The organism is Leclercia sp. LSNIH3, assembly GCF_002935105.1.
GTDB lineage: Bacteria > Pseudomonadota > Gammaproteobacteria > Enterobacterales > Enterobacteriaceae > Enterobacter > Enterobacter adecarboxylatus.
In genome coordinates, this window is sequence record NZ_CP026387.1 from 2,503,277 (window position 1) to 2,529,437 (window position 26,161).

A 26,161-nucleotide genomic window follows, 5' to 3' on the forward strand; every position below is an offset into this window, starting at 1 on the left:
TTTATCCGTGCAGCGGGTGCTTTTTCTTCCAGTTCAGCAGCGCATCGCGCGTGACCTGCTTGCCATAAAATGTGTTGATGCGACGGCCTTTCTCATTGCCGCGATGCCAGAGCGAGCGCGCAATGTGGTGCGGGAAAATCTCCTTGCGCAGAAGGCGGAACAGGGTTTCCGCGTGGCCAAATGGCGCGATAAAGTCTCGAAACCACAAGCGGTCGCCGCTACACCAGTCTTCCTCCGGGAGGACAACCGTTGCTTCGGTGAGGTAGCGGCGTTCGGCTTCTTCGCTCATCCATGCCCAGCTCAGGAAAAAGATCGGGCGTCCTTTCTCCTCTACCAGCACGTACTGCTGGCGTTTAATGATGGGCAGTAACACCACTGGGAGGGCGTGCAGCGGCGCGTCACGGTGACTGAGTGAATGCATCCAGAGCCACACCGACGCACCAAGCACTTCGGCTTCATTCAGCGTGACGGTGTGGAGGAGCGGACAATGAACCGTCAATTCGCCATAACGCATACTCAGAAATCCATATTCAGGTTGAAGCCGAAGGTCGCCGGGCTGGTTTTGAAGCCGTCGGGGCGGGAGAAGGGCACGCCCGCGAAGGCGTCGTATCCCACTTTCCAGAGGGCGCCGCGCAGGCCCGCGGCACCACCGGCCAAATGGTTGCCCGTCAGGTATTCCGTCCCCTTGCCGGCAACCTCGCCGTAGTCGGCGGCCAGATAGAACTCGGTGCCGGCAAGCGGGGCCTGCCAGGAGAGATCGTTGCGCACCAGCCAGCCGCGATCGGCGCTAAGCGTACGTTCGCCGTCAAAGCCGCGTACCGTCCAGCGCCCGCCGATGGAAAACTGATCCTGCGAGGTGAGCGGCGTGTTGCTGGTCTGACGCTGCCAGGCCACGTCGTAGCGGAAGCGCTGCGTGCCCAGTTCAAACGGCAGGCTCAGGCGTGCATGGGTGCGAAGAATGCGGCCTAACGCGGTGGCTTCATCGAACGTCTCTTCAGGAGCAGGCTGCGCGCCAAACCAACGCGTGCCGCGCTGATAGCTGATGCCCGCATCGAGCGTGGCGGGGCCGATATAGTGGCGATGCTGAAGCCCGGCCTTCCAGGAGGAGACGTGGCGGCGCTGCACCTCCACTTCGGTGTCGTTGATGTAGTTTTTCGTTGTCCGGCTTTCGACGTCCCAGGTGAACGTGGTTTTCTGCGCGCTGCTGCGGTGCAGCACCCGGCTGGCCTGCGCCACCATGCTCTGGCTTTTCCCGCTGTAGCGAATATCGCCGTTTAGCCCGGCGACGGACTGGTGATAGTGATAGTCGCTGCCGGTGACGGAAAATGCCCACCAGCCCACAGGAACGGACCAGTGGGCGCTGAGGTTCTGATTGCCTTTTTCCGGCCCGGTCTGGAGGTCGTGGTTAATGGAGAACCAGAAGAGATCGCTCAGCGCCAGGGGGTTATCCAGCGAAAGCGTCATCCCGCCCTGATAGCGGCCCGTGGATGAGGTGCCTGAATCATCAAGCGACAGGCCAAGCCGCCAGAACTTGCTCTGCTGGCGAGTAATCACGATATCGCTTTCGCCCGGCTGTTCGGCCGGAATGATGTCCATCTTGACCTGAGCGGTAGGCAGGCGCTGAAGGTTCTCCAGACCCTGCTCGATGTCCCGCAGGTCCAGCAGGTTGCCGTCGTGCGCCGGGAAGGCGCTGTACAGCCATAGCCAGCGGCTACTGTCGTCGGTTAACGAGACCTGGCGGATCTTCCCCGGAATAACCGCCAGCGCTAAATGCCCGCTTTTTAAATCCTGCGCAGGAGCCAGCACGCGTGCCGTCGTCCAGCCGTGGGAGATAAGGCGGTTTTGCAGCAGGCTCATGACGCGGTTGATGCCTTTAGCACCCAGGCATTTACCCACAGCCTGATTCGCTATGCGTTGCAGTGGCACCCAGTGCGGGAACGCATCCTGTCCAGACAGCGTGACGTCATGAATCGTGAAGCAGGGCGTTTCGGCTGCGAATTCACCGCTATCTTCACTATTCGCGGGAGAGGGCAGACGAACGTCGGGCGTTTGAGGCGTTAGCTGGGCTTCCAGCGCCTGCTGGCGTTGCTGCTGAAGGATAAATTGCGCATCGGCCGGTGCCGCGACAGCCGTTGATGAAAGACTGAGAAGCACGCAGATGAAAAAGACGGTTCTCTTAATCCGTAATCGTAATAGCCGGAATTCCATTTCCAACACTTTCCCTTACATAATGTAATGTTTTGTTGCAGGGATAGTGACGTACTAAAAGAGGGTTTTCTACGTTTAGCGGCTAAATGAATTCTGAAAAAAATAGCGCTATGTCAAGCGGCTGTGATGTCCAGAAACGGAGGAGGTTTGGGATTGACAAGCCGGGCAAGCTTACGCCGCCCGGCATTATCACAGGGAATTACTCCCCTTCACCCGGGAACAGGAACGGGTTAATAGAGCTGCGGGCAAAGCCCTCCTGCTCCATTTTTGCGTCCAGAATCAGGGTAGCGAGATCGTCAGCGACGGCCTCCACTTTCGGGTCTTTTTCCTGGTACAGGATCTTCAGGTAGGTGCCGCAGTCGCCGCAGCTTTCGGCTTTCACCGCAGACTGCTCATTCTCCAGCGACCAGTAGTGCAGATCGCGGGTCTGCTCGCAGTTGCTGCATTTGATGCGCACCACGTGCCACTCGGTTTCGCACAGGTTGCAGTGCAGATAGCGCAGCCCCTGGGTCGTCCCGATTTGCACCATGCTGGAGACCGGCATCGAACCGCACACCGGGCAGAACTGGCGTGCTTCGCCGTATTCGGCGCGGGCTTTACCTGGGATCAGGCTGGCCATTTGCGCCCAGTAGAGCGACAGGGCGGCCCAGATAAAGGGCGCTTTATCGCTGCTGACCGACGCAAAATCGGACGCAAAGAGCGCGCTCGCCATCTGCTCCAGCTCCTGCTCAGAGGCTTTCTCGAGGTTCTCGATCACCGCCAGGGCAGGGCCGCTCATCTCGGGCTTTAGCTCGGCAATCAGCGAATTCAGCAGCTTGTGCCAGTGCTTATCGCGCGGCAGGACGTGGATATCCAGCGGTGGCTTGCCCTGAGCGTTCGCCTCTTTGATGCGCGCGGTCAGGTCCATCTGCAACGGATGGTCGTACAGCACCACTTCCTGGGCATGGGCGATCAGCCCGGCAAAGCGCAGATAATCGCCAAGCGGGTTGTTCTCTGCCAGCTCGCGCAGGCGTTCAGCGCGGCGGTTGTAGAGGTTTTTCAGTCTGGGGAACAGTAGCGGCGGAATCACTTCCGCCGTGCGTTTCTCGCTCGAACCCAGCTCATCTTGCGGGATTATGCGAATACTCATTCAGATGACTTTTCCTGTTTCTGGCGGACTTCACGGTACCAGCGCGGGTGATGTTTCTTCGCCCACGTCTTAGTAACCCAGCCTTCCACCATCGCGGTAATGGTGCCTTTCACCCAAAGGGCGGCGTAGATATGCACCATGATAACCACAATTAACGCCACTGCGGCAAATGAATGCAGCATTAACGCAAATCGGATCACCGGGATTGAGAAAGCAGGCGCAAAGTACGGACGCCAGATGATCACACCACTGACCAGCAACAGCACCAGGAAGATAATCGCCGCCCAGAATACGCATTTCTGGCCGAAGTTATAGCGTCCGGTATCACCTACTTCCTCGTTGACGACGATCTTACGAATATTCTTCGCCCAAAAGATATCATCCCGATTGATTAGGTTGTGGTGCCAGTAACGGAAAAACATGATGATGAACGAGGCGAACATCACCACCCCAACGAACGGGTGGAGGATGCGCGCCAGCTGCGGCGTACCGAGGATCTGCATCAGCCAGTTGAAGGAGGGGAAGAAGAACCCCAGCCCGCTTATCGCCGCCAGCATGAAGCAGAAGGCGGTGACCCAGTGGTTGATACGTTCCGGCGCCGTGTAGCGCACGATGGTGTCACGTCTTTTCATTTGCGCACCTCGTCTTTCTCTTCATGCAGGTTGTCGTCTTCCTCTTCCGCGCGGTTTGGACCAACGCCGACGTAGTGGAAGATACTTGCAGCGAACGTCGCGGCAAAACCGACGGCGGCCAGCGGCTTCCAGATGCCTTTCCAGAACTTAACCGTGGCGCTGATTTCCGGGTTCTCCGGCAGGCCATGATACAGATTCGGCTTGTCGGCGTGGTGCAGCACGTACATCACGTGCGTACCGCCAACCCCGGACGGATCGTACAGGCCAGCGTTGTCGTAACCGCGGGTTTTCAGCTCAGCGACGCGTTCGCCCGCCAGCGTTTTCATGTCCTCTTTGGAGCCAAAATGAATGGCGCCGGTTGGACAGGTCTTCACGCAGGCTGGCTCCTGGCCGACATTCACACGGTCGACGCACAGCGTACATTTGTAGACGCGGTTGTCTTCCGGGTTCAGGCGCGGCACGTCGAATGGACAGCCCGCAATGCAGTAGCCGCAGCCGATGCACTGCTCAGACTGGAAGTCGACAATGCCGTTGGCATACTGAATGATTGCCCCTTCGGATGGGCAGGCCTTCAGGCAGCCCGGGTCCGCGCAGTGCATACAGCCATCTTTGCGGATCAGCCACTCCAGCTTGTCGTTCTGTTCCACTTCCGAGAAGCGCATCACCGTCCAGGACTTAGCGGTCAGATCGGCAGGGTTATCGTACACCCCAACGTTGTGACCCACTTCGTCACGGATGTCGTTCCACTCCGAACAGGCCACCTGACAGGCTTTACAGCCGATACAGGTGGTTACGTCGATAAGCTTCGCCACTTCCTGCTGGTGGTCCCGCGCCTGAGGCGCGGGGGTGAAACTGTTAGTCGCGGAACGACGAATAATGTCTTGCGATTGATAAGCCATAAGTCGTCTCCGTTACACCTTTTCCACGTTCACGAGGAAGGCCTTAAACTCCGGCGTCTGCGTGTTCGCATCACCAACGAATGGCGTCAGGGTGTTCGCAATGAACCCTTTCTTCGCCACGCCCTCGTAACCCCAGTGAATCGGGATGCCGATGGTATCTACCTGCTGACCGTTTACGTTCAGCGTGCGAATACGCTTGGTCACTACCGCCTTGGCTTTAATGTAGCCGCGGTTGGAAGAGACCTTCACGGTATCGCCGTGGGCAATGCCGAGCTTGTTCGCCAGCTTCTCGCCGATCTCCACGAACTGTTCCGGCTGCGCGATGGCGTTAAGCAGCGCGTGCTTGGTCCAGTAGTGGAAGTGCTCGGTCAGACGGTAGGTGGTGCCGACATACGGGAACTTGTCCTTTTTACCCAGCGCTTCAAAGTCGCCTTTGAAGATACGGGCAGCCGGGTTAGAGACCACGTTCGGGTGCAGCGGGTTGGTGCCCAGCGGCGTTTCAAACGGCTCGTAGTGTTCCGGGAACGGCCCTTCCGCCATCTTGTCGATAGCAAACAGACGTCCCATCCCTTCAGGCTGCATGATAAACGGCCCGACATCGCTGCCCGGAGGCGCGGTGCTGTAGTCAGGAATATCCACGCCACCCCATTTCGCGCCGTCCCACTTCAGCAGCTGACGCTTCGGATCCCACGGGTTGCCCTGCGGGTCAGCAGACGCACGGTTATAAAGAATGCGGCGGTTCAGCGGCCAGGACCATGCCCAGCCCAGCGTATTGCCCAGCCCTGACGGGTCGGCATTATCGCGGTTGGCCATCTGGTTGCCTTTCGGCGTCCAGCTTCCGGCAAAGATCCAGCAGCCACTAGAGGTGGTGCCGTCATCACGCAGGTGCGCGAAGGTGCTGAGCTGATCGCCTTTCTTCGCCAGAACAACACCGGTAGCCGGGTCGATAACATCCGCCAGCGCCTTACCGTTGCTCTCCATCGCCACTTCTTCCGGGGATGGGTTCTCCGGCGTCGAGTAGTTCCAGGTCATGTTCAGCACCGGTTCCGGGTTCGCGCCGCCTTGAGAGGCGTACATCTTACGCAAGCGTAAGAAGATACCGGCCAGGATCTCGCCGTCGTTCATGGCGATGCCCGGGGCGTCCGCACCCTTCCAGTGCCACTGCAGCCAGCGGCCAGAGTTGACGATAGAGCCGTTTTCTTCCGCGAAGCAGGTGGACGGCAGACGGAACACTTCGGTCTGAATCTTCGACGGATCGACGTCGTTCGACTCGCCGTGGTTCTGCCAGAAGGTCGAGGTCTCGGTATTCAGCGGGTCAATGGTGACCAGGAACTTCAGTTTCGACAGAGAGGCGACAACCTTGTTCTTGTTCGGGAACGAGGCTACCGGGTTAAAGCCCTGGCAGATATAGCCGTTAACCTGGCCCTGGTGCATCATCTCGAAATACTGCAGAACGTCGTAGCCCTTGTCCCACTTCGGCAGCCAGTCAAAGCCCCAGCTGTTTTCCGCCGTTGCTTTGTCACCGAAGAAGGCCTTCATCATTGAGACGAAGAACTTCGGATAGTTGCCCCAGTAGTTCACCTGGCCTTCGAGCAGCGGTTTTGGCGTGCTGGCCGTCAGGTAGGTTTGCAGGTCGGTCTGTTTTTCGCTTGGCAGGTTCATATAACCGGTCAGGCTTTGCGACAGCAGGCCGAGATCGGTCAGACCCTGGATGTTGGAGTGACCGCGCAGGGCGTTCACGCCGCCGCCCGCCATCCCCATGTTGCCGAGCAACAGCTGAACCATCTCCATGGTACGGATGTTCTGCGCGCCGATAGAGTGCTGCGTCCAGCCGAGGGCATACAGGAACGACGCGGTTTTATCGTGAACGCTGGTTTCAGCGATCATCTCGCACACCTTCAGGAAGTCGGCTTTCGGCGTCCCACAGATGTTTTCCACCACCTCCGGCGTATAGCGGGAAACGTGCTCTTTCAGCAGGTTCCACACGCAGCGCGGGTGTTGCAGGGTGGTGTCGCGTTTCGCAAAGCCTTTCTCATCCAGCTCGTAGTTCCAGCTGGTTTTGTCGTACTTGCGTTTTTCGGCGTCGTAACCGCTGAACAGGCCATCTTCGAAGTGGTAATCCTCACGCACGATCAGGCTGGCGTTGGTATAGGCTTCGGTGTATTCGCGGTTGTATTTTTCGTTAGTCATCAGGTACAGCAGTACGCCTGACAGGAAAGTGATGTCAGTACCTGAACGAATAGGGGTGTAGAAATCCGCCACTGACGCCGTACGCGTAAAGCGGGGATCGATCACAATCAGTTTCGCACCGTTGTGGATTTTGGCTTCCATCGCCCAGCGGAACCCGACAGGGTGCGCTTCAGCGGCGTTACCGCCCATCACCACAATGAGGTTGGCGTTTTTGATGTCGACCCAGTGGTTGGTCATCGCACCGCGACCAAATGTTGGAGCAAGACTTGCTACCGTTGGTCCGTGTCAGACACGCGCCTGGTTGTCGACCGCGAGCATACCGAGTGCGCGCGTAAACTTCTGGGTTAAATAGCCGGTTTCGTTACTGGAAGCAGAGGCACACAGCATACCGGTGGAGAGCCAGCGGTTAACGGTGGTGCCTTCTGCGTTCTGCGCCATAAAGTTGGCATCGCGGTCTTCTTTCATCAGTTTAGCGATGCGATCGAACGCCTCTTCCCAACTGATTTGTTGCCATTTGTCAGAGCCTGGCGCGCGATATTCCGGGAATTTCAGGCGGCTTTCCGAGTGAATGAAGTCCACCAGACCTGCCCCTTTCGGACAAAGCGCCCCGCGGTTAACCGGATGATCCGGGTCACCTTCGATATGGAAGATAGATGCTTTGGCGTTTTTTGCACCGTCGCCGAGGCTATACATCAACAGCCCACAGCCGACAGAGCAGTACGTACAGGTGTTACGGGTTTCGCGGGTGCGCAGCAGTTTATACTGCCGAGTTTCCGCCAGCGCTACGCCGGGCGCAAAGCCCAGTGCCGCCGCCGTGGTGCCTGCCATACCGCCAGCGCAGATCTTAAAGAACTGCCTTCTGCTGACCTGCATGGTCACTCCTTGTTTCGACATTGCTACCTTAATAAGGCGAGCCGCAGGCGCGTTTTGCTGCTTGCCTGCAACACGTGTTATTTGGGTATTTAGAGTTTTACTTTACGGTTACAAAATAACCGCAAAGGGTTGGAATTTTGTATTCCCACAATTCCTTGAGGGATAGAGCGCAGAATACCACATTGTCGGTAGGCTTGTTTGAATGTAGTTAAAACAAAGTGAACGAATTCTAAGCTTGCTAATTTAGAAATGTGAACTAAATCACGTTATTGATTTTGTGTGTTACAAGACTGTATCAACTCATTCGATCTCCTCCTCCCCAGGAGGTAAAACCGGTCTACGGACGCCCGGACGAAAAATTGATCCATCTCTGGGGCGAACCGCTGCTATTTATGCTGCAATAGCCCCCTTAATTGCGAAGTTGCCCAGGAACGAAGTCGTGCTAAAACAAATCCGAGATACCTCCTCCCAGCCCGTCGGCGTCGTGGCGTGCGAGGTACGCAGACCCCCTCAACTCAACCAACCTATCCCGGACTGGATTGCGCAAGAGGTGCCCGTGGCGCTGGTCTACAACGGTATCTCGCACGTCGTAATGATGGCGTCGCCAAAAGATCTGACGCTCTTTGCCATCGGTTTTTCACTCTCTGAGGGCATTATCGACCACCCGCAGGAGATTTACGGGATGGATGTGGTGCAGGTCTGCAACGGCATGGAGGTGCAAATTGAACTCTCCAGCCGTCGCTTTATGGCCCTTAAAGAGCGCCGCCGCGCGCTGGCCGGACGCACCGGCTGCGGTGTGTGCGGTGTGGAGCAGTTGAACGACATTGGCAAACCCATCACCCCGTTGCCTTTTAGCCAGACCTTCAGCCTGGCGAACCTTGATATGGCGCTGAACAACCTTCACGTGGTACAGCCGGTCGGCAATCTGAGCGGCTGCACCCACGCCGCCGCCTGGGTATTACCGTCGGGCGAGATCGCAGGCGGGCATGAAGATGTCGGACGCCATGTGGCGCTGGATAAACTGCTGGGCCGCCGCGCGGGAGAGAGCGCCGTCTGGCAGCAGGGGGCTGCGCTGGTCTCCAGCCGGGCCAGCTACGAGATGGTGCAAAAGGCGGCCATGTGCGGGGTCGAGATCCTGTTTGCGGTATCCGCCGCCACCACGCTGGCAGTGGAAGTGGCCGAGCGTTGCAACCTGACGCTGGTGGGGTTCTGCAAGCCGGGAAAAGCCACGATCTACACCCATCCACAGCGGTTGACTATTGTTCAATAAATTTGAATTCTTTTAGCAAATCCTTCTGCTTTCAGTTGTCGGTGATGAGGCCTATTATTTATCACATCAAGGCACGGTGCCTTACACCAACAACTAATCGCAAGGGTCTCTATCATGAAAAGCATCAAAACTTTTGTAGCAGTAATCGCTCTGGCAACATCATTCGGTTCTTTCGCAGCGCAGTCTGTTACCGCATCCGCCAGCACCATTGATGGCGCAGAAGCCAAAATCGCCGCTCAGGCTGAACAGGCAGGCGCGTCTTCTTACACTATTACTCAGGCTTTCGCCGGTAACCGTGTACACATGACCGCTGAACTGAACAAATAAAAGCAACGTTTTTGTCGAAAGAGCGCCCCCGGGGCGCTTTTTTAGTTTATACCTGCCAGACGCAGCAAGGCCGTCACCACGGCTGCCGCGACGATCACCCCAATCAACGGCACCTTGCGCCAGGCCAGAAACACCGCAAAGGCCACACCCAGCACCCGCGCCATCCCGGCAAAATGTTCCCCTTCATAGAAAGTGGTCGCCAGCGCCACTGAAAACAGCAGCACCGTTGCTGCATCCGACAGCAGGGCCTGGGCGCGTTCAGATAACGCTAACCGGCTGCCCAGTTTGGCTCCGCCGAGACGCATCAGGTAGGTGCCCGCCGACAGCAGGGCGATGCCGAGAATAAAAACGGTCATGTTTTGCATTATTTTTTCCTCGCCGCGAGGCCAAGCAGAGAGAGCAGCACCGGCAGCCCCACCGGCGCAAAGGGCACGGCGGCCAGCGACAACGCAGCACCGCTACAGGCGCGGATAAGCGTTGTGCGGTTCTTAAAGGCCGGGACGACTAAGGCCAGTAAAATGGCCGGGAACACCGCATCCAACCCGATGGTTTCCGGCTCCGGCAGCAGTTTGCCGACCATCGCCCCCAGCAGCGTGCCCAGCGGCCAGATGATGGCGACTCCCAGACCACAGAGCCAGTAGGCTGCTTTACGCTGTTCCGGCGTTTTTTGCGACAGGCCAAACACCACGCTTTCGTCATTCATGATGTGGCAGCCCAGCAAGCTGGCGCCGCGTTTACCCACCAGATCGCGCACCGTTACGCCAAACGGCACATGGCGGGCGTTAACCAGCAGCCCGGCCGCCGCTGCGGCAAGGGGATTGCCCCCGCTGGCGACGATGCCGATAAACATAAATTCCGATGCACCTGCCAGCACCGAAATAGAGAGCACAAAGGGCACCCACAGCGGGAAGCCATACGCCATCGCCAGCGAGCCGTAGGACATCCCCACAACGCCCACCGCCAGACACACGAGAATAATCGCCTTGATGGTGTCGCCGTTAAGACAAGAGAAAGTCTGTTTCATACATATTTAGCCATATCGAACGAGTATCCATTATAATGAACGCATCACATTCGTTTATCAAGATGAACGATTCGTTCGTTTTATAGAACACGAGACTCATTATGACGCAGCCAATCAGCGTAATCGCTAAAAGTCTGGTGCGGGAGCGCATGCGGACCGGGCTTTCACTGGCGGAAATCGCTCGCCGTGCCGGGATCGCCAAATCCACCCTTTCCCAGCTGGAGTCCGGGAATGGTAATCCTAGCCTCGAAACCTTATGGTCGCTGTGCGTGGCGCTGGATATCCCTTTTGCCCGTTTGCTCGAACCGCAACAGCCCACTACCCAGGTGATCCGCCTTGGCGAAGGGACGAAAGTCATTGCTGAACAGGCCAACTATGAGGCCATTTTACTGGCGGCCTGTCCGCCGGGTGCGCGACGCGATATCTATATCCTGATGGCGCAGCCCGGGGCTGACCGTATTTCCCATCCGCACCCGCCGGGTTCGGTTGAGCATATTGTCATCATGAAGGGAAAGGCGCTGGTTGGTCTCACCGACGCACCGGAAGCGCTCGGGATTGGAGACTATATTTGCTATCCTGCCGACCAGCCGCATCTCTTCAAAGCGCTTGAGCCAGATACCCTGGCGCTTATGGTGGCGGAACAAAACTGACACACGAAGACACGGATAATCATGTCGCTTAAAGCCATTGCTAAAGAACTGGGACTGTCGGTAACGACGGTGAGCCGCGCCCTCAACGGCTATTTTGACGTTTCCAGCGAGACGCGCGCCCGCGTGGAAGCCGAAGCGCAGCGCCGCGGCTATCGCCCGAACACCTTTGCCCGCCGTTTGAAGATGGGCAAAATCGACGCCGTGGGACTGGTCTTTCCGGTGCATCCCGTTCCGCTCAATAACAGCGTCTTTATGGACATGGTCGGCGAAATTAGCCACGAACTGGCGCAACATGAGATCGATCTGCTGTTGATTGCCGATGACGATCTGGCCGACAAACACAGCTACATGCGCATGGTGCAAAGCCGCCGTGTGGATGCGCTGATCGTGGCCCATACCCTGGATAACGATCCGCGCCTCGAGCAACTGCAGGCCGCCGGATTCCCCTTCCTGGCACTGGGCCGCAGCCATCTGCCAAAGCCCTACGCCTGGTTCGATTTCGACAACTATGCGGGCACCTTCAACGCAACCCGGCGCTTAATCGAGGGCGGGCATCAGCGTATTGCGCTGCTGGGTGAGAGCAACAATCAGGCGTTTATTACCCAGCGCCGTCAGGGCTACCTCGACGCCCTGAAAGAAGCGGGCCTTTCCAGCGAATGGCTGCGCACCATGCCTCCTTCACGCCGGGCGGGTTACACCACCACGCAGGAACTGCTGGCGCTGGATGTCGCCCCCACGGCGATCGTCACTGATTGCAACACCCATGGCGACGGCGCCGCAATGGCGCTGGCGCAGATGGGGCGCTTAACAGGCGAGGATGCCGTTGCGCTGGTAGTTTACGATGGCCTGCCGCAGGACAGCATTGTCGATATCGACGTGGCGGCGGTGATCCAGTCCACCCGCCAGGGGGTGGGCAAGCAGATCGCCGATATGGTCCTTCAACTGATTAACGGTGAAGAAATCAGCCAGCTTCAGGTGCTGTGGCAGCCAGAATTCTCGCCTGGCCAGACGGCATAAATTTCCCCAATATCTAAACCCGATCACAAATCCGAAACGTTTTGGTTTGTATCCGAAACGTTTCGGATCAACACTCAGGATATCCCGATGACAGGAGATGTCCGATGCAAGAGGCAGTATTACGACTCGCGAGCGAAACGGTTGATGTGGTGATCAAAACCCATCCGTTCGCCGAAATTCTTTACTGGGGGCCGCACCTTCGCCACTTTTCGCCGCAGGATGCGGAAACGCTTTCCCGCCCGATTGCCAACGGCAGACTGGATGTTGATTCGCCGGTCACGCTTATGGCTGAACTCAGTCACGGTCTGTTCGGCGCGCCGGGCATTGAAGGCCACCGCCAGGGACGGGATGGCTCGCCGCAGTTCCGTACCGTCGCGGTATCGCAGCAGGGACAAACCCTGACCCTCACCGCCGAAGATGACCAGGCCGGCCTGCGTCTGACCAGTGAGATCGCCCTCGATGACAGCGGCGTACTGGCGATCCGCCACGGCCTGACCAATCTCAAAAGCCAGCCGTGGCAGGTTGACCGCCTGGCCGTCACCCTGCCACTGGCGGAACGTGCCCGCGAAGTTATGGCGTTTCATGGCCGCTGGATCCGCGAATTCCAGCCGCATCGCCTGCTGCTGGAGCACGACAGCTTTGTGATTGAAAACCGCCGCGGCCGCAGCTCCCATGAGCATTTCCCGGCGCTGATCAGCGGCACGCCGGGCTTCAGTGAAATGCACGGTGACGTCTGGGGCGTCCATCTGGGCTGGAGCGGCAACCATCGTCTGCGCGCGGAGGCCAAAACCGATGGCCGTCGTTATTTGCAGGCCGAAGCGCTCTATCTGCCGGGTGAAATGGCGGTGGAGGAGGGCGAAACACTGTGGACGCCACGCCTTTATGCCAGCTACTCCGCCCAGGGGCTGAACGGCATGAGCCAGCAGTTCCACCGCTATCTGCGTGACAACATCATTCGCTTCCCGGAGAACAAACCGCGCCCGGTACACCTCAATACCTGGGAGGGGATCTACTTTAACCACGATCCTGAGTACATCATGCGGATGGCAGACGAAGCGGCCTCGCTGGGCGTGGAGCGCTTTATCATCGATGATGGCTGGTTTAAAGGGCGCAATGACGACCATGCGGCGCTGGGCGACTGGTATCTCGACGAGCAGAAATACCCCAACGGCTTAACGCCGGTGATTAATCACGTCAAAAGCCTCGGTATGGAGTTTGGCATCTGGGTCGAGCCGGAGATGATTAACCCCAACTCCGATCTGTACCGCGCTCACCCGGACTGGGTGCTGGCCTTACCGGGTTATGAGCAGGCCACTGGCCGCCACCAGTGGGTGCTGAACCTCAACATTCCTGCTGCCTTCAATTATCTGCTGGAGCGCATGAGCTGGCTGCTGGGTGAGCACGCGGTGGACTATGTGAAGTGGGACATGAATCGTGAGCTGGTGCAGCCGGGCCATAACGGCAAAGCCGCTGCCGACGCCCAGACCCGACAGTTCTACCGCCTGCTGGATACCCTTGGCGAACGCTTCCCCCATGTGGAATTTGAATCCTGCTCTTCCGGCGGCGGGCGTATCGATTATGAAGTCCTGACCCGCTGCCACCGCTTCTGGGCATCGGATAACAATGACGCGCTGGAACGCAACACTATCCAGCGTGGCATGAGCTACTTCTTCCCGCCGGAGGTGATGGGCGCGCATATCGGTCATCATAAATGCCATGCCACCTTCCGCCAGCACAGTATCGCCTTCCGTGGCCTGACGGCGCTGTTTGGCCATATGGGGCTGGAGCTGGACCCTCTCGCCGTGGATGAGCAGGAGCGCGAAGGCTACCGGCACTATGCGGCCCTGCATAAGCAGTGGCGCGAGGTGATCCACCACGGCACCCAGTGGCGGGTGGATATGCCCGACAGCACCACGCTGGCGCAGGGGATAGTGAGTCAGGACCAGCGTCAGGGGCTGTTTATTGTCAGCCAGTTGGCAATGCCTGATTACACTCTGATGATGCCGCTGCGTATGCCGGGGCTGACGGCCAGCGCGCAGTACCGCATCACGCTGCTCGATCACCCCAATATTCGCCTGACCGGTGAGGGGGGGCACACCATGCGCAAGCTGCCGGCGTGGATGGAATCCCCGCAGACGGTGAGCGGCGAATGGCTGATGCAGGCGGGGCTTGCCCTGCCGGTTCTGGACCCGGAAACTGCCATCCTGATTGGCGTTGAACGCGTATAAGGGTAATGGGCCGGGCAACCGGCCCTGTGTTGAGGATAAAAATAATGAATACGACCACCTGTACCCACAAAGACAACCCGAACTTCTGGATCTTCGGATCGTTCTTCTTTCTCTACTTCTTCATCATGGCCACCTGCTTTCCGTTCCTGCCGATCTGGCTGTCGGACATCATCGGCCTGAATAAAACCCATACCGGGATCGTCTTCTCCTGCATCTCGCTGTTTGCCATCTCGTTCCAGCCGGTGCTGGGTGTGGTGTCGGACAAGCTGGGGCTGAAAAAACACCTGCTGTGGATCATCGCGGTACTGCTGTTTCTGTTCGCGCCGTTCTTCCTCTACGTCTTTGCTCCGCTGCTGAAGACCAATATCTGGCTCGGGGCGCTGAGCGGTGGGATCTATATCGGCTTCGTCTTCTCGGCAGGGTCGGGCGCGATTGAGGCCTACATTGAGCGCGTGAGCCGCAACAGCTTCTTTGAGTACGGCAAGGCGCGAATGTTTGGCTGTCTCGGCTGGGGGCTGTGCGCCTCAACGGGCGGCATCCTGTTCGGGATTGATCCCTCCTATGTGTTCTGGATGGGTTCCGCGGCGGCGCTGGTGTTGATGGTGCTGTTGGTGGTGGCAAAACCGAAGCCTAACCAGACCGCCCAGGTGATGAACGCCCTCGGTGCAAACCAGCCGCAGATCACCGCCAGAACCGTGTTTAACCTGTTCCGCCAGCGCAAAATGTGGATGTTCATTTTGTACGTGATTGGCGTGGCCTGCGTGTACGACGTCTTCGATCAGCAGTTCGCCACGTTCTTTAAAACCTTCTTCGCCACGCCGGAGGAAGGCACGCGGGCATTCGGCTTTGCGACCACCGCCGGGGAGATCTGCAACGCCATCATCATGTTCTGTTCGCCGTGGATCATTAACCGCATTGGCGCAAAAAATACGTTGCTGATTGCCGGGGTGATCATGGCGACGCGCATCATTGGTTCGTCATTTGCGACCACTGCCGTCGAAGTGGTGGCCCTGAAGATGCTGCACGCGCTGGAAGTGCCGTTCCTGCTGGTGGGGGCTTTCAAATACATTACTGGCGTGTTCGATACTCGCCTGTCTGCGACCATCTACCTGATTGGCTTCAACTTTGCCAAACAGCTGGCGGCGATTTTCCTCTCCGCGTTTGCCGGGAATATGTATGACCGGATCGGCTTCCAGGATACCTATCTGATGCTGGGCTGTTTTGTACTGGCGGTGACGGTGTTGTCAGCCTTTACGTTGAGCAATAAGCGGGATATCGCTGCCGCGAGCGCGGCAGCGTTAACACATCAGGCCAGGTAAAACACCTCTTGCAGCCCGGTACTCACCGGGCTGTTGTCCGGGTTAGACGGCATCACCTCCCCCATATATTTCCACCAGCGCTGGCAAACGTCGGTATTCGCTACCGCGTTCCAGCGCTCTTCCGATTCGATCTCCACCGTGGCGAACAGCAGGTTGCGGGATTTATCCAGATAAATGGCGTAGTTGTGCGCGCCGTGGTCTTTCAGCACCGCTTCCAGCTCGGGCCAGATCGGGTTGTGGCGACGTTCATACTCCTCGTGTGCGTCAGGGTTTACCTGCATCACAAAGGCTTTGCGGATCATAATGCCTCCAGATAGAGTTCGCGCACCTCGTCACGGCTGGCGCTGCGCGGGTTGCAGGGGGCGCACGGGTCGGCGAGGGCTTTGTCGAGCCAGCCTTCGATGTCGGCTTTGGTGACGCCAAGCTTGCTGAAACCAGAGGGAATACCGACGCGGGCGCTCAGGTCACGAATCGCCTGAATGGCCGACATGCTTGCGGCTTCATCACTCATGCCGCGGGTATCGACGCCCATCGCCTGCGCCACGCGGGCAAATCGTGCCACGGCGTTCGGACGGTTAAAGTTTTCGATAATCGGCAGCAGGATGGCATTGCACACGCCGTGCGGCAGGTTGTGCGTTGCCCCCGGCTGGTGGGCGAGGGCGTGCACCAGCCCAAGCCCGGCGCTGTTAAAGGCCATACCCGCCAGATACTGGCCGAAGGCCATCTGCTCGCGCGCCTCCAGGTTATGCCCGTTGTCTACCGCTTCCGGCAGCCAGTGGGCGATCAGGCGAATGGACTCCAGGGCGTTGGCGTCAGTCAGCGGGTGCGCACCAACGGAGACATAGGCTTCGATGGCGTGGGTCAGGGCATCCATCCCGGTGGCCGCCGTCACGGCAGCCGGAATATCGAGCATTACGCTGGCGTCATCCACGGCGATATCCGGGATGATGTTCGGGTCGATGATCACCTCTTTGACCTGCCGTTCGGCGTCGATAATGACCGCGTTGCTGGTCATCTCTGCTGCCGTGCCTGCAGTGGTGTTGATCGCCACCAGCGGCACGCCCGCGTTGATCACTTTGCCGACGCCGGAGTAAGCGGTAGAGGGGCCAGGGTTGGCGGTGAGGATTTTAATCGCTTTGGCGGTATCGATCGGGCTGCCGCCGCCGAAGGCAATAATGTAATCACACTGCGCATCCTGATACGCGGCATAACCCTGCTGCACCAGTGCTTCGGTCGGGTTAGGGAAAACCGCGTCGAACAGGTGATACGACATCTGCTGCGCGTCGAGGGCGGTAAACAGGCTGTCGAGCAGGCCCATTTTTACCAGCTGACCGTCGGTGACAATCAACGCCGTGCCCCACTGTTTGTTTGCCACCAGCTTAACCATATCGCCGATTGCGCCTGCGCCGTGCAGGCTGATTTTAGGCAGCGCCAACATAAAGCTCATGATAATTCTCCTTAATGGTGATTTTGCAAATCTGGGCCCCTCACCCTAACCCTCTCCCCAAAGGGGCGAGGGGACTGTTCCGTGCGGCCTTTCTCCCTCTGCCCAAAGGGGCGGGGGCGCTGCACCGTGCGGCCTTTCTCTCTCTGCCCAAAGGGGCGAGGGTGCTGCACCGTGCGGCCTTTCTCTCTCTGCCCAAAGGGGCGAGGGCACTGCACCGTGCGGCCTTTCTCTCTCTGCCCAAAGGGGCGAGGGCGCTGCACCGTGCGGCCTTTCTCCCTCTGCCTAAAGGGGCGGGGGCACTGCACCGTGCGGCCTTTCTCCCTCAGCCCAAAGGAGCGGGGGCACTGCACCGTGCGGCCTCTCTCTGCCCAAAGGGGCGAGGGCGCTGCACCGTGCGGCCTTTCTCCCTCTGCCCAGAGGGGCGAGGGGACTGCACCGTGCGGCCTTTCTCTCTCAGCCCGAAGGGGCGAGGGCGCTGCACCGTGCGGCCTTTCTCTCTCTGCCCGAAGGGGCGAGGGGACTGCACCGTGCGGCCTTTCTCTCTCCCTGAGGGGCGAAGGCACTGCACCGTGCGGCTTTTCTCCCTCTCCCCTTTGGGGAGAGGGCAGGGGTGAGGGGATTACATCCGTCTTCGCTGCATAATCCGGCGGGTGATGATCGGCAGGGAGATCACCACAATCAGCATGGCGCCGATGATCACCGACATCACAATGCCCGGCACGTTGAGCAGGCTCAGGCCAAAGGTGACCAATCCCATCAGGAAGGCGGCGATAATCACGCCCACCATGCTGCCGGAACCGCCGAGAATATTGACGCCGCCCAGCACCGCCATGGTCACCACCGCCAGCTCCCAACCCATCGCAATGGTCGGGCGGGTACTGCCCAGACGCGAGGTAAGCAGCACCGAGGCCAGCCCGGCCATCAGCCCCACCAGGGCAAAGAGGATCAGGTTGTGACGCTTCACGTTGATGCCGGAATACCAGGCCCCGGTCGGATTGTTGCCGATGGCGTAGGTGCGACGCCCGAAGTTGGTCTTGTGCAGCACGAAGGCAAACAGGATGGCCAGCACGATAAAGAGCGCGAACTCAAACGACAGCGCGCCCCAGACATACCCCTGACCAAACCAGGCGAAGCTCTCCGGCCAAGTGTTCAGCGCCTGGTCGCCCAGCAGAATGTAGGTGATGCCGCGATAGAGGCTCATGGTGCCGATGGTGATCACAATCGAGGACAAGTTAAAGCGGGTCACTAGCAGGCCGTTGAACAGCCCGCACAGCAGCCCAACGCCTAAGCCCACGCAGACCAGCAGCGGCGTATCCAGCCCGGCCGCCGCGCAAAAGCCCATCACCGTGGAGCTGAGGGCGATAGTGGAGGCCACCGACAGATCAATTTCCCGGGCGATAATCAGCATTGCCATCGGCAACACGATGATCGCTTTTTCGGTAAAGTTGAACGTCGCATCCGACAGGTTCCAGATATCGAGGAAGTAAGGGGAGGCCAGGGCGTTACCCACGAATACCGCCAGCGTTACCGCCAGCAGAAAACCTTCCCAGCACAGCAGGCGCTGGAAGATGCCCGCCGGGGCGGGGGCATGTTTAATCTCTTCAGACGTCATTATTTTACTCATCATCTCACCGCCTGTTTCTGACGAGCCAGCGCCGCATCGCGCAGGATCAGCCGTCCTTTGCGTTTGTTGCCACGTTCATTGAGCAGCACCGCAATCACGATCACCGTCCCGGAGATGGCCATCTGCCAGAACGGCGACACGCCAATCACCGGCAGGGCGTTGTTGATCACCCCGAGGAACAGCGCCCCGCACAGGCAACCCAACACCCGGCCCGTACCGCCCATGGTGCTGATGCCGCCGATGACGCAGGCCGCTACCACCTGCAGCTCAAAGCCGTTTGCCACATCGACATAGGCCACCGCAAAGCGCGAGATCCACAGATAGCCGCAGAACCCGGCCAGGGCCCCGGAGAGGCAGAAGCTGACGAACTGCATTTTTCCGGCGTTGATCCCGGTGTAATAAGCCGCCGTGGCGTTACCGCCTGCGGTGTACAGTGCGCGCCCGGTACGGCTGTAGCGCAGGAAATAGCCCACCAGCAGCAACGCGGCAATGGCGCACCAGCTCAGCACCGGCAAACCCAGCACCGATGCCCGTGGCAGGCCGAGGAAATCGGCACCCATCTGGTTGGAGTTCACCCAGCCGCCGCCGGAGAGCAGAAAGATAATCCCGCGGTAGATGCTCATGGTGCCCAGCGTCACCACAATCGCCGGAATGCCCATTTTCCATACCAGCAGGCCGTTGATGATACCCATCAGCAGGCCCAGCGCGGTCGCCAGGATCAGCAGCGCCCAGACCGGCACATCGGGGTAATGGAAGTTAATCAGGGCGACAATCATCCCGGTCAGCGCCAGGTTTGCCGCCATCGACAGGTCAATGCCTTTGGTGAGCAGCACCATCATCTGCCCGAGGGCAAGAATGATCAGAATGGAGGTGTCGTTAAATATCTCCACCAGGTTGCCCGGCGCGATAAACGACGGGGCACGCGCGCCGATGGCGATAACCATCAGCACAATCACCGCCGCCAGTAAGGCCTCGCGGTGTTTAAGCAGCTGTTGCACCATTATGCGGCCTCCTGTCTGGCACCGCTGGCGGCGCTGACGATGGTTTCAGCCGTTGCGCCCCCCGCCTGATATTCCGCCACCATTAACCCTTCATGCATGACGATGATCCTGTCAGCCATGCCCATCACTTCCGGCAGTTCGGAGGAGACCATGATCACCGCCAGCCCCTGGCCGACCAGCTCGGACATAAACTGATGCACCGCCGCTTTGGAGCCGATATCGATCCCTTTGGTCGGTTCATCGAGGATGATTACGTCCGGGTGGGTTGCCAGCCACTTGCCGATCACCACTTTCTGCTGGTTGCCGCCAGAGAGAGTTTCGACCGCCTGTTTCCAGCTAAAGGCTTTTACTTGCAGCCGCTTCGCATATTCGTCTGCCAGTTGCCACTCGCGATCGTCATTCAGCACGCCGTTGGCGTTGAGTTTGTTGAGCTGTGGCAGGCTGATGTTCTGCGCAATCGACAGTTCGATAATCGCCCCCTGCTTCTGGCGCTCTTCAGGCACGCAGACGATCCCGGCTTTGATGGCATCCGCTGGCTGGCGGAAATGCTGTTCTTTACCGTTCAGCACAATGCTGCCGGAAGAAGGGCGCGAGACGCCGGAGAGCGCCTGCATCAGCTCGGTACGCCCGGCGCCCACCAGCCCGTAGAAGCCGAGGATCTCACCTTTGCGCAGGGTAAAAGTGATGTTCGCGAACTCGGTCGGGTGGCAGAGATCCTGCACCTCCAGCACGATATCGCCTTTTTCGCATTCCACCTTCGGGAAGGTCTGGGTAATGGCGCGGCCCACCATCATCGCCACCATCCGCTCTTCGGTGATGTCATTGATGGCCCCCGCGCCGACAAACACGCCGTCGCGCAGAATGGTGTAGTGATCGGCCAGTTCAAAAATCTCGTCGAACTTATGCGAGATAAACAGGATCGCTTTCCCTTCCTGCTTTAAACGCTCCACGATCTGATAGAACTCAAGGATTTCGTGCTGGGACAGGGCCGCCGTTGGTTCGTCGAGAATAACGACCTGCGCGTCAAACGACAGCGCCCGGGCAATTGCGACCATATGGCGCTGGGCGATGCTCAGGGTTTTCAGCGTCGCGCGGGGGTCAATCTGCACCTCCAGACGGGTGAGGATCGCCTGCGCCCGACGGTGCATCTCCGGGCAGTCGAGCTTTTTGAAAATGCCTTTATACAGATACTGACCGACAAAAATGTTTTCGGTGACCGACAGCTCATCGAACAGGACGGTCTCCTGGTGAATCGCGGTGATGCCCACCTTATGCGCCGAGTCGGGGGTCGGCAGCTGTATAGGAATGGCTTTGTAGAGGATTTCGCCCTCGTCGGGCTGGTAGATGCCGGTCATCACTTTGACCAGCGTCGATTTGCCCGCGCCGTTTTCACCGATCAGAGCGGTGACTTTGCCGGGCCAGAGTTCAAGCTGCACGTTCTCAAGCGCGCGTACACCAGGGAAAACCTTGGTGATGCCATTGAGCGCCAGTAATGGGGTCATGATAGTTCTCCACTTGTATCCCTCTCCCACAGGGAGAGGGAAAAGGAATCAGAAGATTTTTGAGAACTTATCAATGTTGCTGGCATCGTAAACAAACGGCTCAGCCATTGCGCCGCTGCCGTCGGCATCCAGCTTCACTTTGCCCAGTTTGCCCATGCTGGCTTCTTCTTTGGTCGCCGTGCCTTTCACCAGATCATCCGCTAAGTAAGTCGCGGCATAACCGAGGTCGATCGGGTTCCAGATGGCGAAGCTCTTACTGGCACCGGATTTCACCGCGCCCGCCATTTCAGATGGCAGGCCGAGGCCGGTCACGTACACTTTGCCGATCTTGCCCTGATCTTTCACCGCCTGCGCTGCCGCCACAATGCCGACCGACGACGGAGAGACGATCACTTTCAGATCCGGGTAGGTTTTCAGCAGGCCGACCGCTTCGCGGTAGCTCTTATCCGACAGATCGTCGCCATAGGCCACGGTCACCAGATTGACGGACGGGTACTGTGGCAGCACCTTTTTCATCTCGGCAATCCAGGTGTTCTGGTTGGTGGAGGTCGGCGTAGCGCTCAATACCGCCACATCGCCTTTTTCCACGTTCAGCGCTTTCAGCGCTTCGGCCGCCAGCTTGACGTTAGTCTCGCCAATCAGCGCGTTATTGGAAGGGTTAAGGTGGATCTGGCGCCCGGCTTTCGCCACGCCGGAGTCCCACGACACCACTTTGATCCCGCGCTGCATCGCTTTTTTCAGCACCGGCACCACGGCATCAGGATCGTTGGCGGAGATGGCGATCGCATCCACCCCCTGCGCGATCAACCCGTTCAGCACTTCGATCTGGGCTTCGGCGGTGGTGGTGGTTGGGCCGGTATAGATCACTTTAACATCACCTAACTCTTTGGCTGCCTCCTGGGCACCCACGTTTGCCGCTTCGAAGAAGCCATTACCTAACGATTTCGCCACCAGGGCGATTTTAACTTCAGCTAAAGCAGAACCGGACAACGCCAGGGCGGCAACGGTGAGGATCAAGCTTGTCTTTATTTTCATTGCTTTTACTCCACTTAATGAGGTGATTTGTGTAGGGATTGCAGGTGTAGCTTCGCCCCGTCTCAATGAGCGGGGCGCGATGTTCTTATTTGTACAGATCTAACGCGGACTGCATCGGGTTGACGCCAAAGCGTTTGCCCAGCGCAATCAGTTCTTCCCGGGTGATGGTCTGCTTCATGCCACCCATCGAATAGACTTTTACCAGCACTTCGGCAGACTTCTCGGCGGTGTCGATCAGACCAAAGGTTTCATCAAGCGTCGGGCCGCTGCCGAACACGCCGTGGAACGGCCACAGCACCAGCGAGTGTTTTTGCATCTGAATCGCCGTGGCTTCGCCGATTTCATCCGTACCGGGTACCATCCACGGCAGAATGCCCACGCCATCCGGGAACACCACCAGACACTCGGTGCTGCCTTCCCACAACTGACGGGTGATAACGTCGGTGTTGTTCTCCAGCACGAAGGTCAGGGCAATCAGGTTGGTGGCGTGGCAGTGCATAATCACGCGATCTTTCCCGCCGGTGACTTTGATACGCTCACAGTGGGAGAGGAAGTGGGACGGCAACTCAGAGGTTGGCACCGCTTCGTCAGTCAGCCCCCAAAGAATGTGGTAGCCCGCGCCGTCGCTGTCCACTTTTACCACCCCTAAATTCGCGGTGGGATCAAGCTGGACGTTGCGGAAGAACTTGCCGGAACCGGTAACGATAAACGGCGTATTGGCGAGCAGCGGCATCGGCTGGCTCAGGGCGATGTAGCGCGGTTTGACGTGGAAGTCGGCTTCATACGGGGCGATATCCGCTTCGTCCAGGCGCAGCGTCAGGTTGCCGCCGTTGCGCTCGTCCCAGCCTTTCAGCCAGGCGTCGGAGGTGGCTTTAATCATGCCCTGGACGAACCAGGCGTCGATAATGGTCTGCATAGTCTTTCATTTCCTGTTAAATCGGGGTGGGGTTTCCCCTCACCCTGACCCTCTCCCCAAAGGGGCGAGGGAATGGTGTGATCCCGCTCCGTCAGGGAGAGGGCAAGGACGAGGGTTGTCTTACCCGCGTTGGCTCAAAATCTCTTTCTCATACGCCCGGACGTTATCCAGCCACTGGCTGCCCGCCGGGGCGTCGTTGCGCTGGCAGTACATCTCCCATACCGCCTGCCATGGCAGTGATTTTTGCTCCTCCAGCAGCGCCAGACGCGCGGTGTAATCGCCCGCGGCTTCCAGCGCACGCAGTTCGGCGGTTGGCTCCAGCAGGGCGCGCAGCAGGGCTTTCTTCATGTTGCGGGTACCAATAACCCAGGCCGCGATGCGGTTGATGGAGGCATCAAAGAAGTCGAGGCCGATGTGCACCCGGTCGAACAGGTCATGGCGAATAATCTCGCTGGCGATGGCCTGGGTTTCGTCATCCAGCAGCACCACGTGGTCGCTGTCCCAGCGTACCGGACGGCTAACGTGCAGCAGCAGGTGCGGCACATAGAGCATGGCGGCTGAAATTTTGTCGGAGATCACTTCTGTCGGATGGAAGTGGCCGGCGTCCAGGCACAGCGCGGTCTGACGGCTGGTGGCGTAACCCATGTAGAATTCGTTAGAGCCGACGGTGTAGCTCTCGGCACCAATGCCGAACAGCTTGCTCTCCACGGCGTCGATGTGGTGCGCCGGGTTCAGCTTTTCGCTAATCACTTCATCCAGCGCCGCCAGCAGACGCTGACGCGGGGCGAGGCGGTCCACGGTGATGTCTTTCATCCCGTCCGGGATCCAGATGTTCATCACCGATGGCGTGCCCAGTTGCTCGCCAAAGTACGCCGACACGCGGCGGCTGGCCTTCACGTGGTCGATCCAGAACTGACGAATTTCGTCATCGGCGTGGGCGAGGGTAAAGCCGTCGGCGCTCAACGGATGCGAGAAGCAGGAAGGGTTAAAATCCAGCCCCAGCTTGTTGGTTTTCGCCCACTCGACCCAGTTCTTAAAGTGTTCCGGCTTGATGGCGTTGCGATCGACCGGCGTGTCGGACTCCAGATAGATAGCGTGCAGGTTAAGGCGTTTTGGCCCCGGGATCAGGCTCAGGGCCAGCTCCAGATCGGCCCGCAGCTCGGCGGCGTTACGCGCCTTGCCCGGATAGTTACCTGTGGCCTGGATGCCGCCGGTCAGCGCACCGCCTGGGTTCTCAAACCCGGCGACATCATCGCCCTGCCAGCAGTGCATAGAGACGGGCAGACGGTCGAGCTGACGCAGAGCCTCCTCGACATCCACGCCCACGGCGGCGAAACGCTGTTTAGCCAGTTCCCAGGCTTGTTCAAGTTGAGTGGTCATGCGCAAAGCTCCTTAGTCGGTCGTTGTTGCTGAAACTGCGTGCGGTAGCGGGCAATCTCATGATCGGGATGAGGGGTAAAAGTGGTCAGGCCGTAATTGCCGGTCACCACCTGACGGAACTGGTCCACGTCGGCCAGCTCGTCGAGGGTCACCAGCTGGATGCCAATATTGCCGAGAGTGGAGGCCTCAACCGGCCCGGCTAACACCGTGATGCCGCAGGCGTTGGCGCACAGTTGGTTGAGCAGATGGTTCTGGCAACCGCCGCCAACAATGTGCAACTGGCTGAACGGCTTGCCGCGCAGGGTCGCCAGCTCGTGCAGCACCTCGGCATACAGCAGGGCGAGGCTGTCGAAGATGCAGCGCGCCAGGTCGGCGGCGCTCTCCGGTACGGGCTGGGCGGTCTCGCGGCAGGCGGCCTGGATCTCGGCGCTCATATTGGCCGGGTTGATAAAGCGATCGTCATTGGGGTTGATCAGGAAACGGCACGCCGGAAGGGTTTCCGCCTCACCGATCAGGGCGGTCAGGTCGCTGATGCGTTGCTCTTTCAGCACCCGCTGCAGCAGCCATAAGCCCATTATGTTTTTCAGCACCCGGTAGCGGCCTTCGGCGCCGCCTTCGTTGGTAATATTCGCTGCCAGCGCGGTATCGCTGGTGTAGGGCGTTTTGCTCTCAAAGCCCATCAGCGACCAGGTGCCGGAGGAGAGATAGGCCGCATCCTGAGAGGCCAGCGGGGCGGCGATAACCGCGCTGGCGGTGTCGTGGCTGGCGACGGCCACCACCGGGATAGCGTTCTCCTGCGGGCATGTCCAGTGACCGATCACGTTGCCCGGATGGGTCGGGGTGCCAAACCAGTCGCGCGACGCACCCGTCCAGTTGAGCAGGTTCTCGTCCCAGGAATCGGAATTGATGTTTACCAGCTGGGTGGTGGTGGCGTTGGTATATTCCCAGTTCATCTGGCCGGTGAGACGGTAGCTGAAGTAGTCGGGGATCAGCAGGGCATGGGCGACGTTCGCCACCAGCTCCGGCTGCTGTTCCACCAGGGCGCGCAGCTGATACAGAGTATTAAATGGCAGAAACTGAATGCCGCTGCGGCCATAGATTTCGGCTTTCCCGAGCTGCGCCAGCGCATGCGCCATCACCCCGTCGGTGCGGCTATCGCGATACGAGACCGGCAGGCCAACGCGGTTACCGTTGCCGTCCAGCAGGACGTAATCCACGCCCCAGGTGTCGATCCCGATGCTGTCGATGTGAATGCCTTCTTCACATACCTTATTTAGCCCGGTACGGATCTCCGCTTCCAGAGTGTCGATATCCCAGCAGTCAAAACCGTCCTGTTTTTGCAGGCAGTTCACGAAACGGTGGATTTCGCGCAGCTGAAGGGTGCGCTGCTCGCGATGGTAGCTCGCCAGCATTACGCGGCCGCTGGATGCGCCTAGATCGACAGCCACACAATGGCGAAAAGTCATGGTCCGGTCCTTCCTTTAGTCATT

General features: G+C 58.9%; 23 protein-coding genes. 6 read left to right on the top strand and 17 right to left on the bottom strand.

The features are described 5' to 3' along the window. Position 1: 1 nt before the first annotated feature. From C3F35_RS12095 to fdnG, 6 genes are all read right to left on the bottom strand, one after another. Positions 2-514, bottom strand: coding sequence for a toxin-activating lysine-acyltransferase (locus tag C3F35_RS12095; protein WP_103793399.1), 513 nt, complete (start codon positions 512-514; stop codon positions 2-4). A 2-nt stretch (positions 515-516) separates the two neighbouring features. Continuing rightward, entirely contained in the window at positions 517-2,208 is a 1,692-nt protein-coding gene (locus C3F35_RS12100) for a ShlB/FhaC/HecB family hemolysin secretion/activation protein (RefSeq protein WP_103793400.1), read from the bottom strand. 199 nt (positions 2,209-2,407) lie between these two features. Continuing rightward, positions 2,408-3,337, bottom strand: a complete 930-nt coding sequence (gene fdhE / locus C3F35_RS12105; protein WP_059306941.1) for a formate dehydrogenase accessory protein FdhE — start codon at positions 3,335-3,337, stop codon at positions 2,408-2,410. Next, positions 3,334-3,969 carry a formate dehydrogenase cytochrome b556 subunit gene (gene fdoI, locus C3F35_RS12110; protein WP_032615363.1) on the bottom strand — a complete coding sequence of 212 codons (636 nt, stop codon included), beginning with the start codon at positions 3,967-3,969 and terminating at the stop codon, positions 3,334-3,336. Before fdoI ends, fdhE begins: the two co-directional genes overlap by 4 nt. Further along, positions 3,966-4,868: a formate dehydrogenase subunit beta gene (gene fdxH, locus C3F35_RS12115; protein ID WP_032615361.1), complete on the bottom strand. Its 903-nt coding sequence runs from the start codon at positions 4,866-4,868 to the stop codon at positions 3,966-3,968. The genes fdoI and fdxH overlap by 4 nt, the downstream gene beginning before the upstream one ends. Before the next feature lie 12 nt (positions 4,869-4,880). Beyond that, the gene (gene fdnG / locus C3F35_RS12120) at positions 4,881-7,931 is read right to left on the bottom strand and encodes a formate dehydrogenase-N subunit alpha (RefSeq protein WP_103793401.1); all 3,051 of its coding nucleotides are present in this window, start codon (positions 7,929-7,931) and stop codon (positions 4,881-4,883) included. A 421-nt stretch (positions 7,932-8,352) separates the two neighbouring features. On the opposite strand from fdnG, the gene fdhD reads away from it, so the two are divergent. Then, on the top strand, positions 8,353-9,201 hold the full coding sequence (fdhD, locus tag C3F35_RS12125; RefSeq protein WP_371320508.1) for a formate dehydrogenase accessory sulfurtransferase FdhD: 849 nt from the start codon (positions 8,353-8,355) through the stop codon (positions 9,199-9,201). A gap of 114 nt (positions 9,202-9,315) precedes the next feature. Further along, positions 9,316-9,528: a DUF1471 domain-containing protein gene (locus C3F35_RS12130; RefSeq protein ID WP_032615353.1), complete on the top strand. Its 213-nt coding sequence runs from the start codon at positions 9,316-9,318 to the stop codon at positions 9,526-9,528. 41 nt (positions 9,529-9,569) lie between these two features. Here the strand turns inward: C3F35_RS12130 and C3F35_RS12135 are convergent, their stop codons facing one another. Continuing rightward, complete coding sequence (locus C3F35_RS12135) at positions 9,570-9,893, bottom strand: AzlD domain-containing protein (RefSeq protein WP_103793403.1); 324 nt, start codon at positions 9,891-9,893, stop codon at positions 9,570-9,572. Further along, positions 9,893-10,552: an AzlC family ABC transporter permease gene (locus tag C3F35_RS12140; protein ID WP_032615350.1), complete on the bottom strand. Its 660-nt coding sequence runs from the start codon at positions 10,550-10,552 to the stop codon at positions 9,893-9,895. Before C3F35_RS12140 ends, C3F35_RS12135 begins: the two co-directional genes overlap by 1 nt. Positions 10,553-10,653: 101 nt before the next feature. Here C3F35_RS12140 and C3F35_RS12145 point away from each other — a divergent pair, with 101 nt between their 5' ends. The 4 genes from C3F35_RS12145 to C3F35_RS12160 all read left to right on the top strand — a co-directional run bounded on the left by C3F35_RS12145 (position 10,654) and on the right by C3F35_RS12160 (position 15,766). Continuing rightward, complete coding sequence (locus tag C3F35_RS12145; protein WP_032615348.1) at positions 10,654-11,202, top strand: helix-turn-helix domain-containing protein; 549 nt, start codon at positions 10,654-10,656, stop codon at positions 11,200-11,202. Between the two features lie 21 nt (positions 11,203-11,223). Then, complete coding sequence (locus C3F35_RS12150) at positions 11,224-12,219, top strand: substrate-binding domain-containing protein (protein ID WP_032615346.1); 996 nt, start codon at positions 11,224-11,226, stop codon at positions 12,217-12,219. 104 nt (positions 12,220-12,323) lie between these two features. Next, positions 12,324-14,447 carry an alpha-galactosidase gene (locus C3F35_RS12155; protein ID WP_032615344.1) on the top strand — a complete coding sequence of 708 codons (2,124 nt, stop codon included), beginning with the start codon at positions 12,324-12,326 and terminating at the stop codon, positions 14,445-14,447. A gap of 44 nt (positions 14,448-14,491) precedes the next feature. Continuing rightward, complete coding sequence (locus tag C3F35_RS12160; protein WP_032615342.1) at positions 14,492-15,766, top strand: MFS transporter; 1,275 nt, start codon at positions 14,492-14,494, stop codon at positions 15,764-15,766. On the opposite strand, the gene rhaM is transcribed toward C3F35_RS12160, so the two are convergent. The 9 genes from rhaM to rhaB all read right to left on the bottom strand — a co-directional run bounded on the left by rhaM (position 15,754) and on the right by rhaB (position 26,137). Continuing rightward, positions 15,754-16,068, bottom strand: coding sequence for an L-rhamnose mutarotase (gene rhaM, locus C3F35_RS12165; RefSeq protein WP_032615340.1), 315 nt, complete (start codon positions 16,066-16,068; stop codon positions 15,754-15,756). The genes C3F35_RS12160 and rhaM overlap by 13 nt on opposite strands. Beyond that, complete coding sequence (gene fucO / locus C3F35_RS12170; RefSeq protein ID WP_032615338.1) at positions 16,065-17,213, bottom strand: lactaldehyde reductase; 1,149 nt, start codon at positions 17,211-17,213, stop codon at positions 16,065-16,067. The genes rhaM and fucO overlap by 4 nt, the downstream gene beginning before the upstream one ends. 619 nt (positions 17,214-17,832) lie before the next feature. Further along, positions 17,833-18,837 (bottom strand): ABC transporter permease, encoded by a 1,005-nt coding sequence (locus tag C3F35_RS12175; protein WP_032615450.1) that lies wholly within the window; start codon positions 18,835-18,837, stop codon positions 17,833-17,835. After that, entirely contained in the window at positions 18,837-19,838 is a 1,002-nt protein-coding gene (locus C3F35_RS12180; RefSeq protein WP_032615336.1) for an ABC transporter permease, read from the bottom strand. The genes C3F35_RS12175 and C3F35_RS12180 overlap by 1 nt, the downstream gene beginning before the upstream one ends. Beyond that, complete coding sequence (locus C3F35_RS12185; protein ID WP_103793404.1) at positions 19,838-21,340, bottom strand: sugar ABC transporter ATP-binding protein; 1,503 nt, start codon at positions 21,338-21,340, stop codon at positions 19,838-19,840. Before C3F35_RS12185 ends, C3F35_RS12180 begins: the two co-directional genes overlap by 1 nt. Positions 21,341-21,388: 48 nt before the next feature. Next, the gene (gene rhaS, locus C3F35_RS12190) at positions 21,389-22,375 is read right to left on the bottom strand and encodes a rhamnose ABC transporter substrate-binding protein (RefSeq protein WP_032615332.1); all 987 of its coding nucleotides are present in this window, start codon (positions 22,373-22,375) and stop codon (positions 21,389-21,391) included. Between the two features lie 85 nt (positions 22,376-22,460). Beyond that, complete coding sequence (rhaD, locus tag C3F35_RS12195; RefSeq protein ID WP_103793405.1) at positions 22,461-23,291, bottom strand: rhamnulose-1-phosphate aldolase; 831 nt, start codon at positions 23,289-23,291, stop codon at positions 22,461-22,463. Between the two features lie 120 nt (positions 23,292-23,411). After that, on the bottom strand, positions 23,412-24,671 hold the full coding sequence (rhaA, locus tag C3F35_RS12200) for an L-rhamnose isomerase (RefSeq protein WP_032615326.1): 1,260 nt from the start codon (positions 24,669-24,671) through the stop codon (positions 23,412-23,414). After that, positions 24,668-26,137 (bottom strand): rhamnulokinase, encoded by a 1,470-nt coding sequence (rhaB, locus tag C3F35_RS12205; RefSeq protein ID WP_077226897.1) that lies wholly within the window; start codon positions 26,135-26,137, stop codon positions 24,668-24,670. The genes rhaA and rhaB overlap by 4 nt, the downstream gene beginning before the upstream one ends. Positions 26,138-26,161 lie beyond the last annotated feature (24 nt).

Coding starts and splice junctions, on each gene's coding strand:
- C3F35_RS12095 (WP_103793399.1), bottom strand. CDS start 514: ATGCGTTATGGCGAATTGACGGTTCATTGTCCGCTCCTCCACACCGTC.
- C3F35_RS12100 (WP_103793400.1), bottom strand. CDS start 2,208: ATGGAATTCCGGCTATTACGATTACGGATTAAGAGAACCGTCTTTTTC.
- fdhE (WP_059306941.1), bottom strand. CDS start 3,337: ATGAGTATTCGCATAATCCCGCAAGATGAGCTGGGTTCGAGCGAGAAA.
- fdoI (WP_032615363.1), bottom strand. CDS start 3,969: ATGAAAAGACGTGACACCATCGTGCGCTACACGGCGCCGGAACGTATC.
- fdxH (WP_032615361.1), bottom strand. CDS start 4,868: ATGGCTTATCAATCGCAAGACATTATTCGTCGTTCCGCGACTAACAGT.
- C3F35_RS12130 (WP_032615353.1), top strand. CDS start 9,316: ATGAAAAGCATCAAAACTTTTGTAGCAGTAATCGCTCTGGCAACATCA.
- C3F35_RS12135 (WP_103793403.1), bottom strand. CDS start 9,893: ATGCAAAACATGACCGTTTTTATTCTCGGCATCGCCCTGCTGTCGGCG.
- C3F35_RS12140 (WP_032615350.1), bottom strand. CDS start 10,552: ATGAAACAGACTTTCTCTTGTCTTAACGGCGACACCATCAAGGCGATT.
- C3F35_RS12145 (WP_032615348.1), top strand. CDS start 10,654: ATGACGCAGCCAATCAGCGTAATCGCTAAAAGTCTGGTGCGGGAGCGC.
- C3F35_RS12150 (WP_032615346.1), top strand. CDS start 11,224: ATGTCGCTTAAAGCCATTGCTAAAGAACTGGGACTGTCGGTAACGACG.
- C3F35_RS12155 (WP_032615344.1), top strand. CDS start 12,324: ATGCAAGAGGCAGTATTACGACTCGCGAGCGAAACGGTTGATGTGGTG.
- C3F35_RS12160 (WP_032615342.1), top strand. CDS start 14,492: ATGAATACGACCACCTGTACCCACAAAGACAACCCGAACTTCTGGATC.
- rhaM (WP_032615340.1), bottom strand. CDS start 16,068: ATGATCCGCAAAGCCTTTGTGATGCAGGTAAACCCTGACGCACACGAG.
- fucO (WP_032615338.1), bottom strand. CDS start 17,213: ATGAGCTTTATGTTGGCGCTGCCTAAAATCAGCCTGCACGGCGCAGGC.
- C3F35_RS12175 (WP_032615450.1), bottom strand. CDS start 18,837: ATGAGTAAAATAATGACGTCTGAAGAGATTAAACATGCCCCCGCCCCG.
- C3F35_RS12180 (WP_032615336.1), bottom strand. CDS start 19,838: ATGGTGCAACAGCTGCTTAAACACCGCGAGGCCTTACTGGCGGCGGTG.
- C3F35_RS12185 (WP_103793404.1), bottom strand. CDS start 21,340: ATGACCCCATTACTGGCGCTCAATGGCATCACCAAGGTTTTCCCTGGT.
- rhaS (WP_032615332.1), bottom strand. CDS start 22,375: ATGAAAATAAAGACAAGCTTGATCCTCACCGTTGCCGCCCTGGCGTTG.
- rhaD (WP_103793405.1), bottom strand. CDS start 23,291: ATGCAGACCATTATCGACGCCTGGTTCGTCCAGGGCATGATTAAAGCC.
- rhaA (WP_032615326.1), bottom strand. CDS start 24,671: ATGACCACTCAACTTGAACAAGCCTGGGAACTGGCTAAACAGCGTTTC.
- rhaB (WP_077226897.1), bottom strand. CDS start 26,137: ATGACTTTTCGCCATTGTGTGGCTGTCGATCTAGGCGCATCCAGCGGC.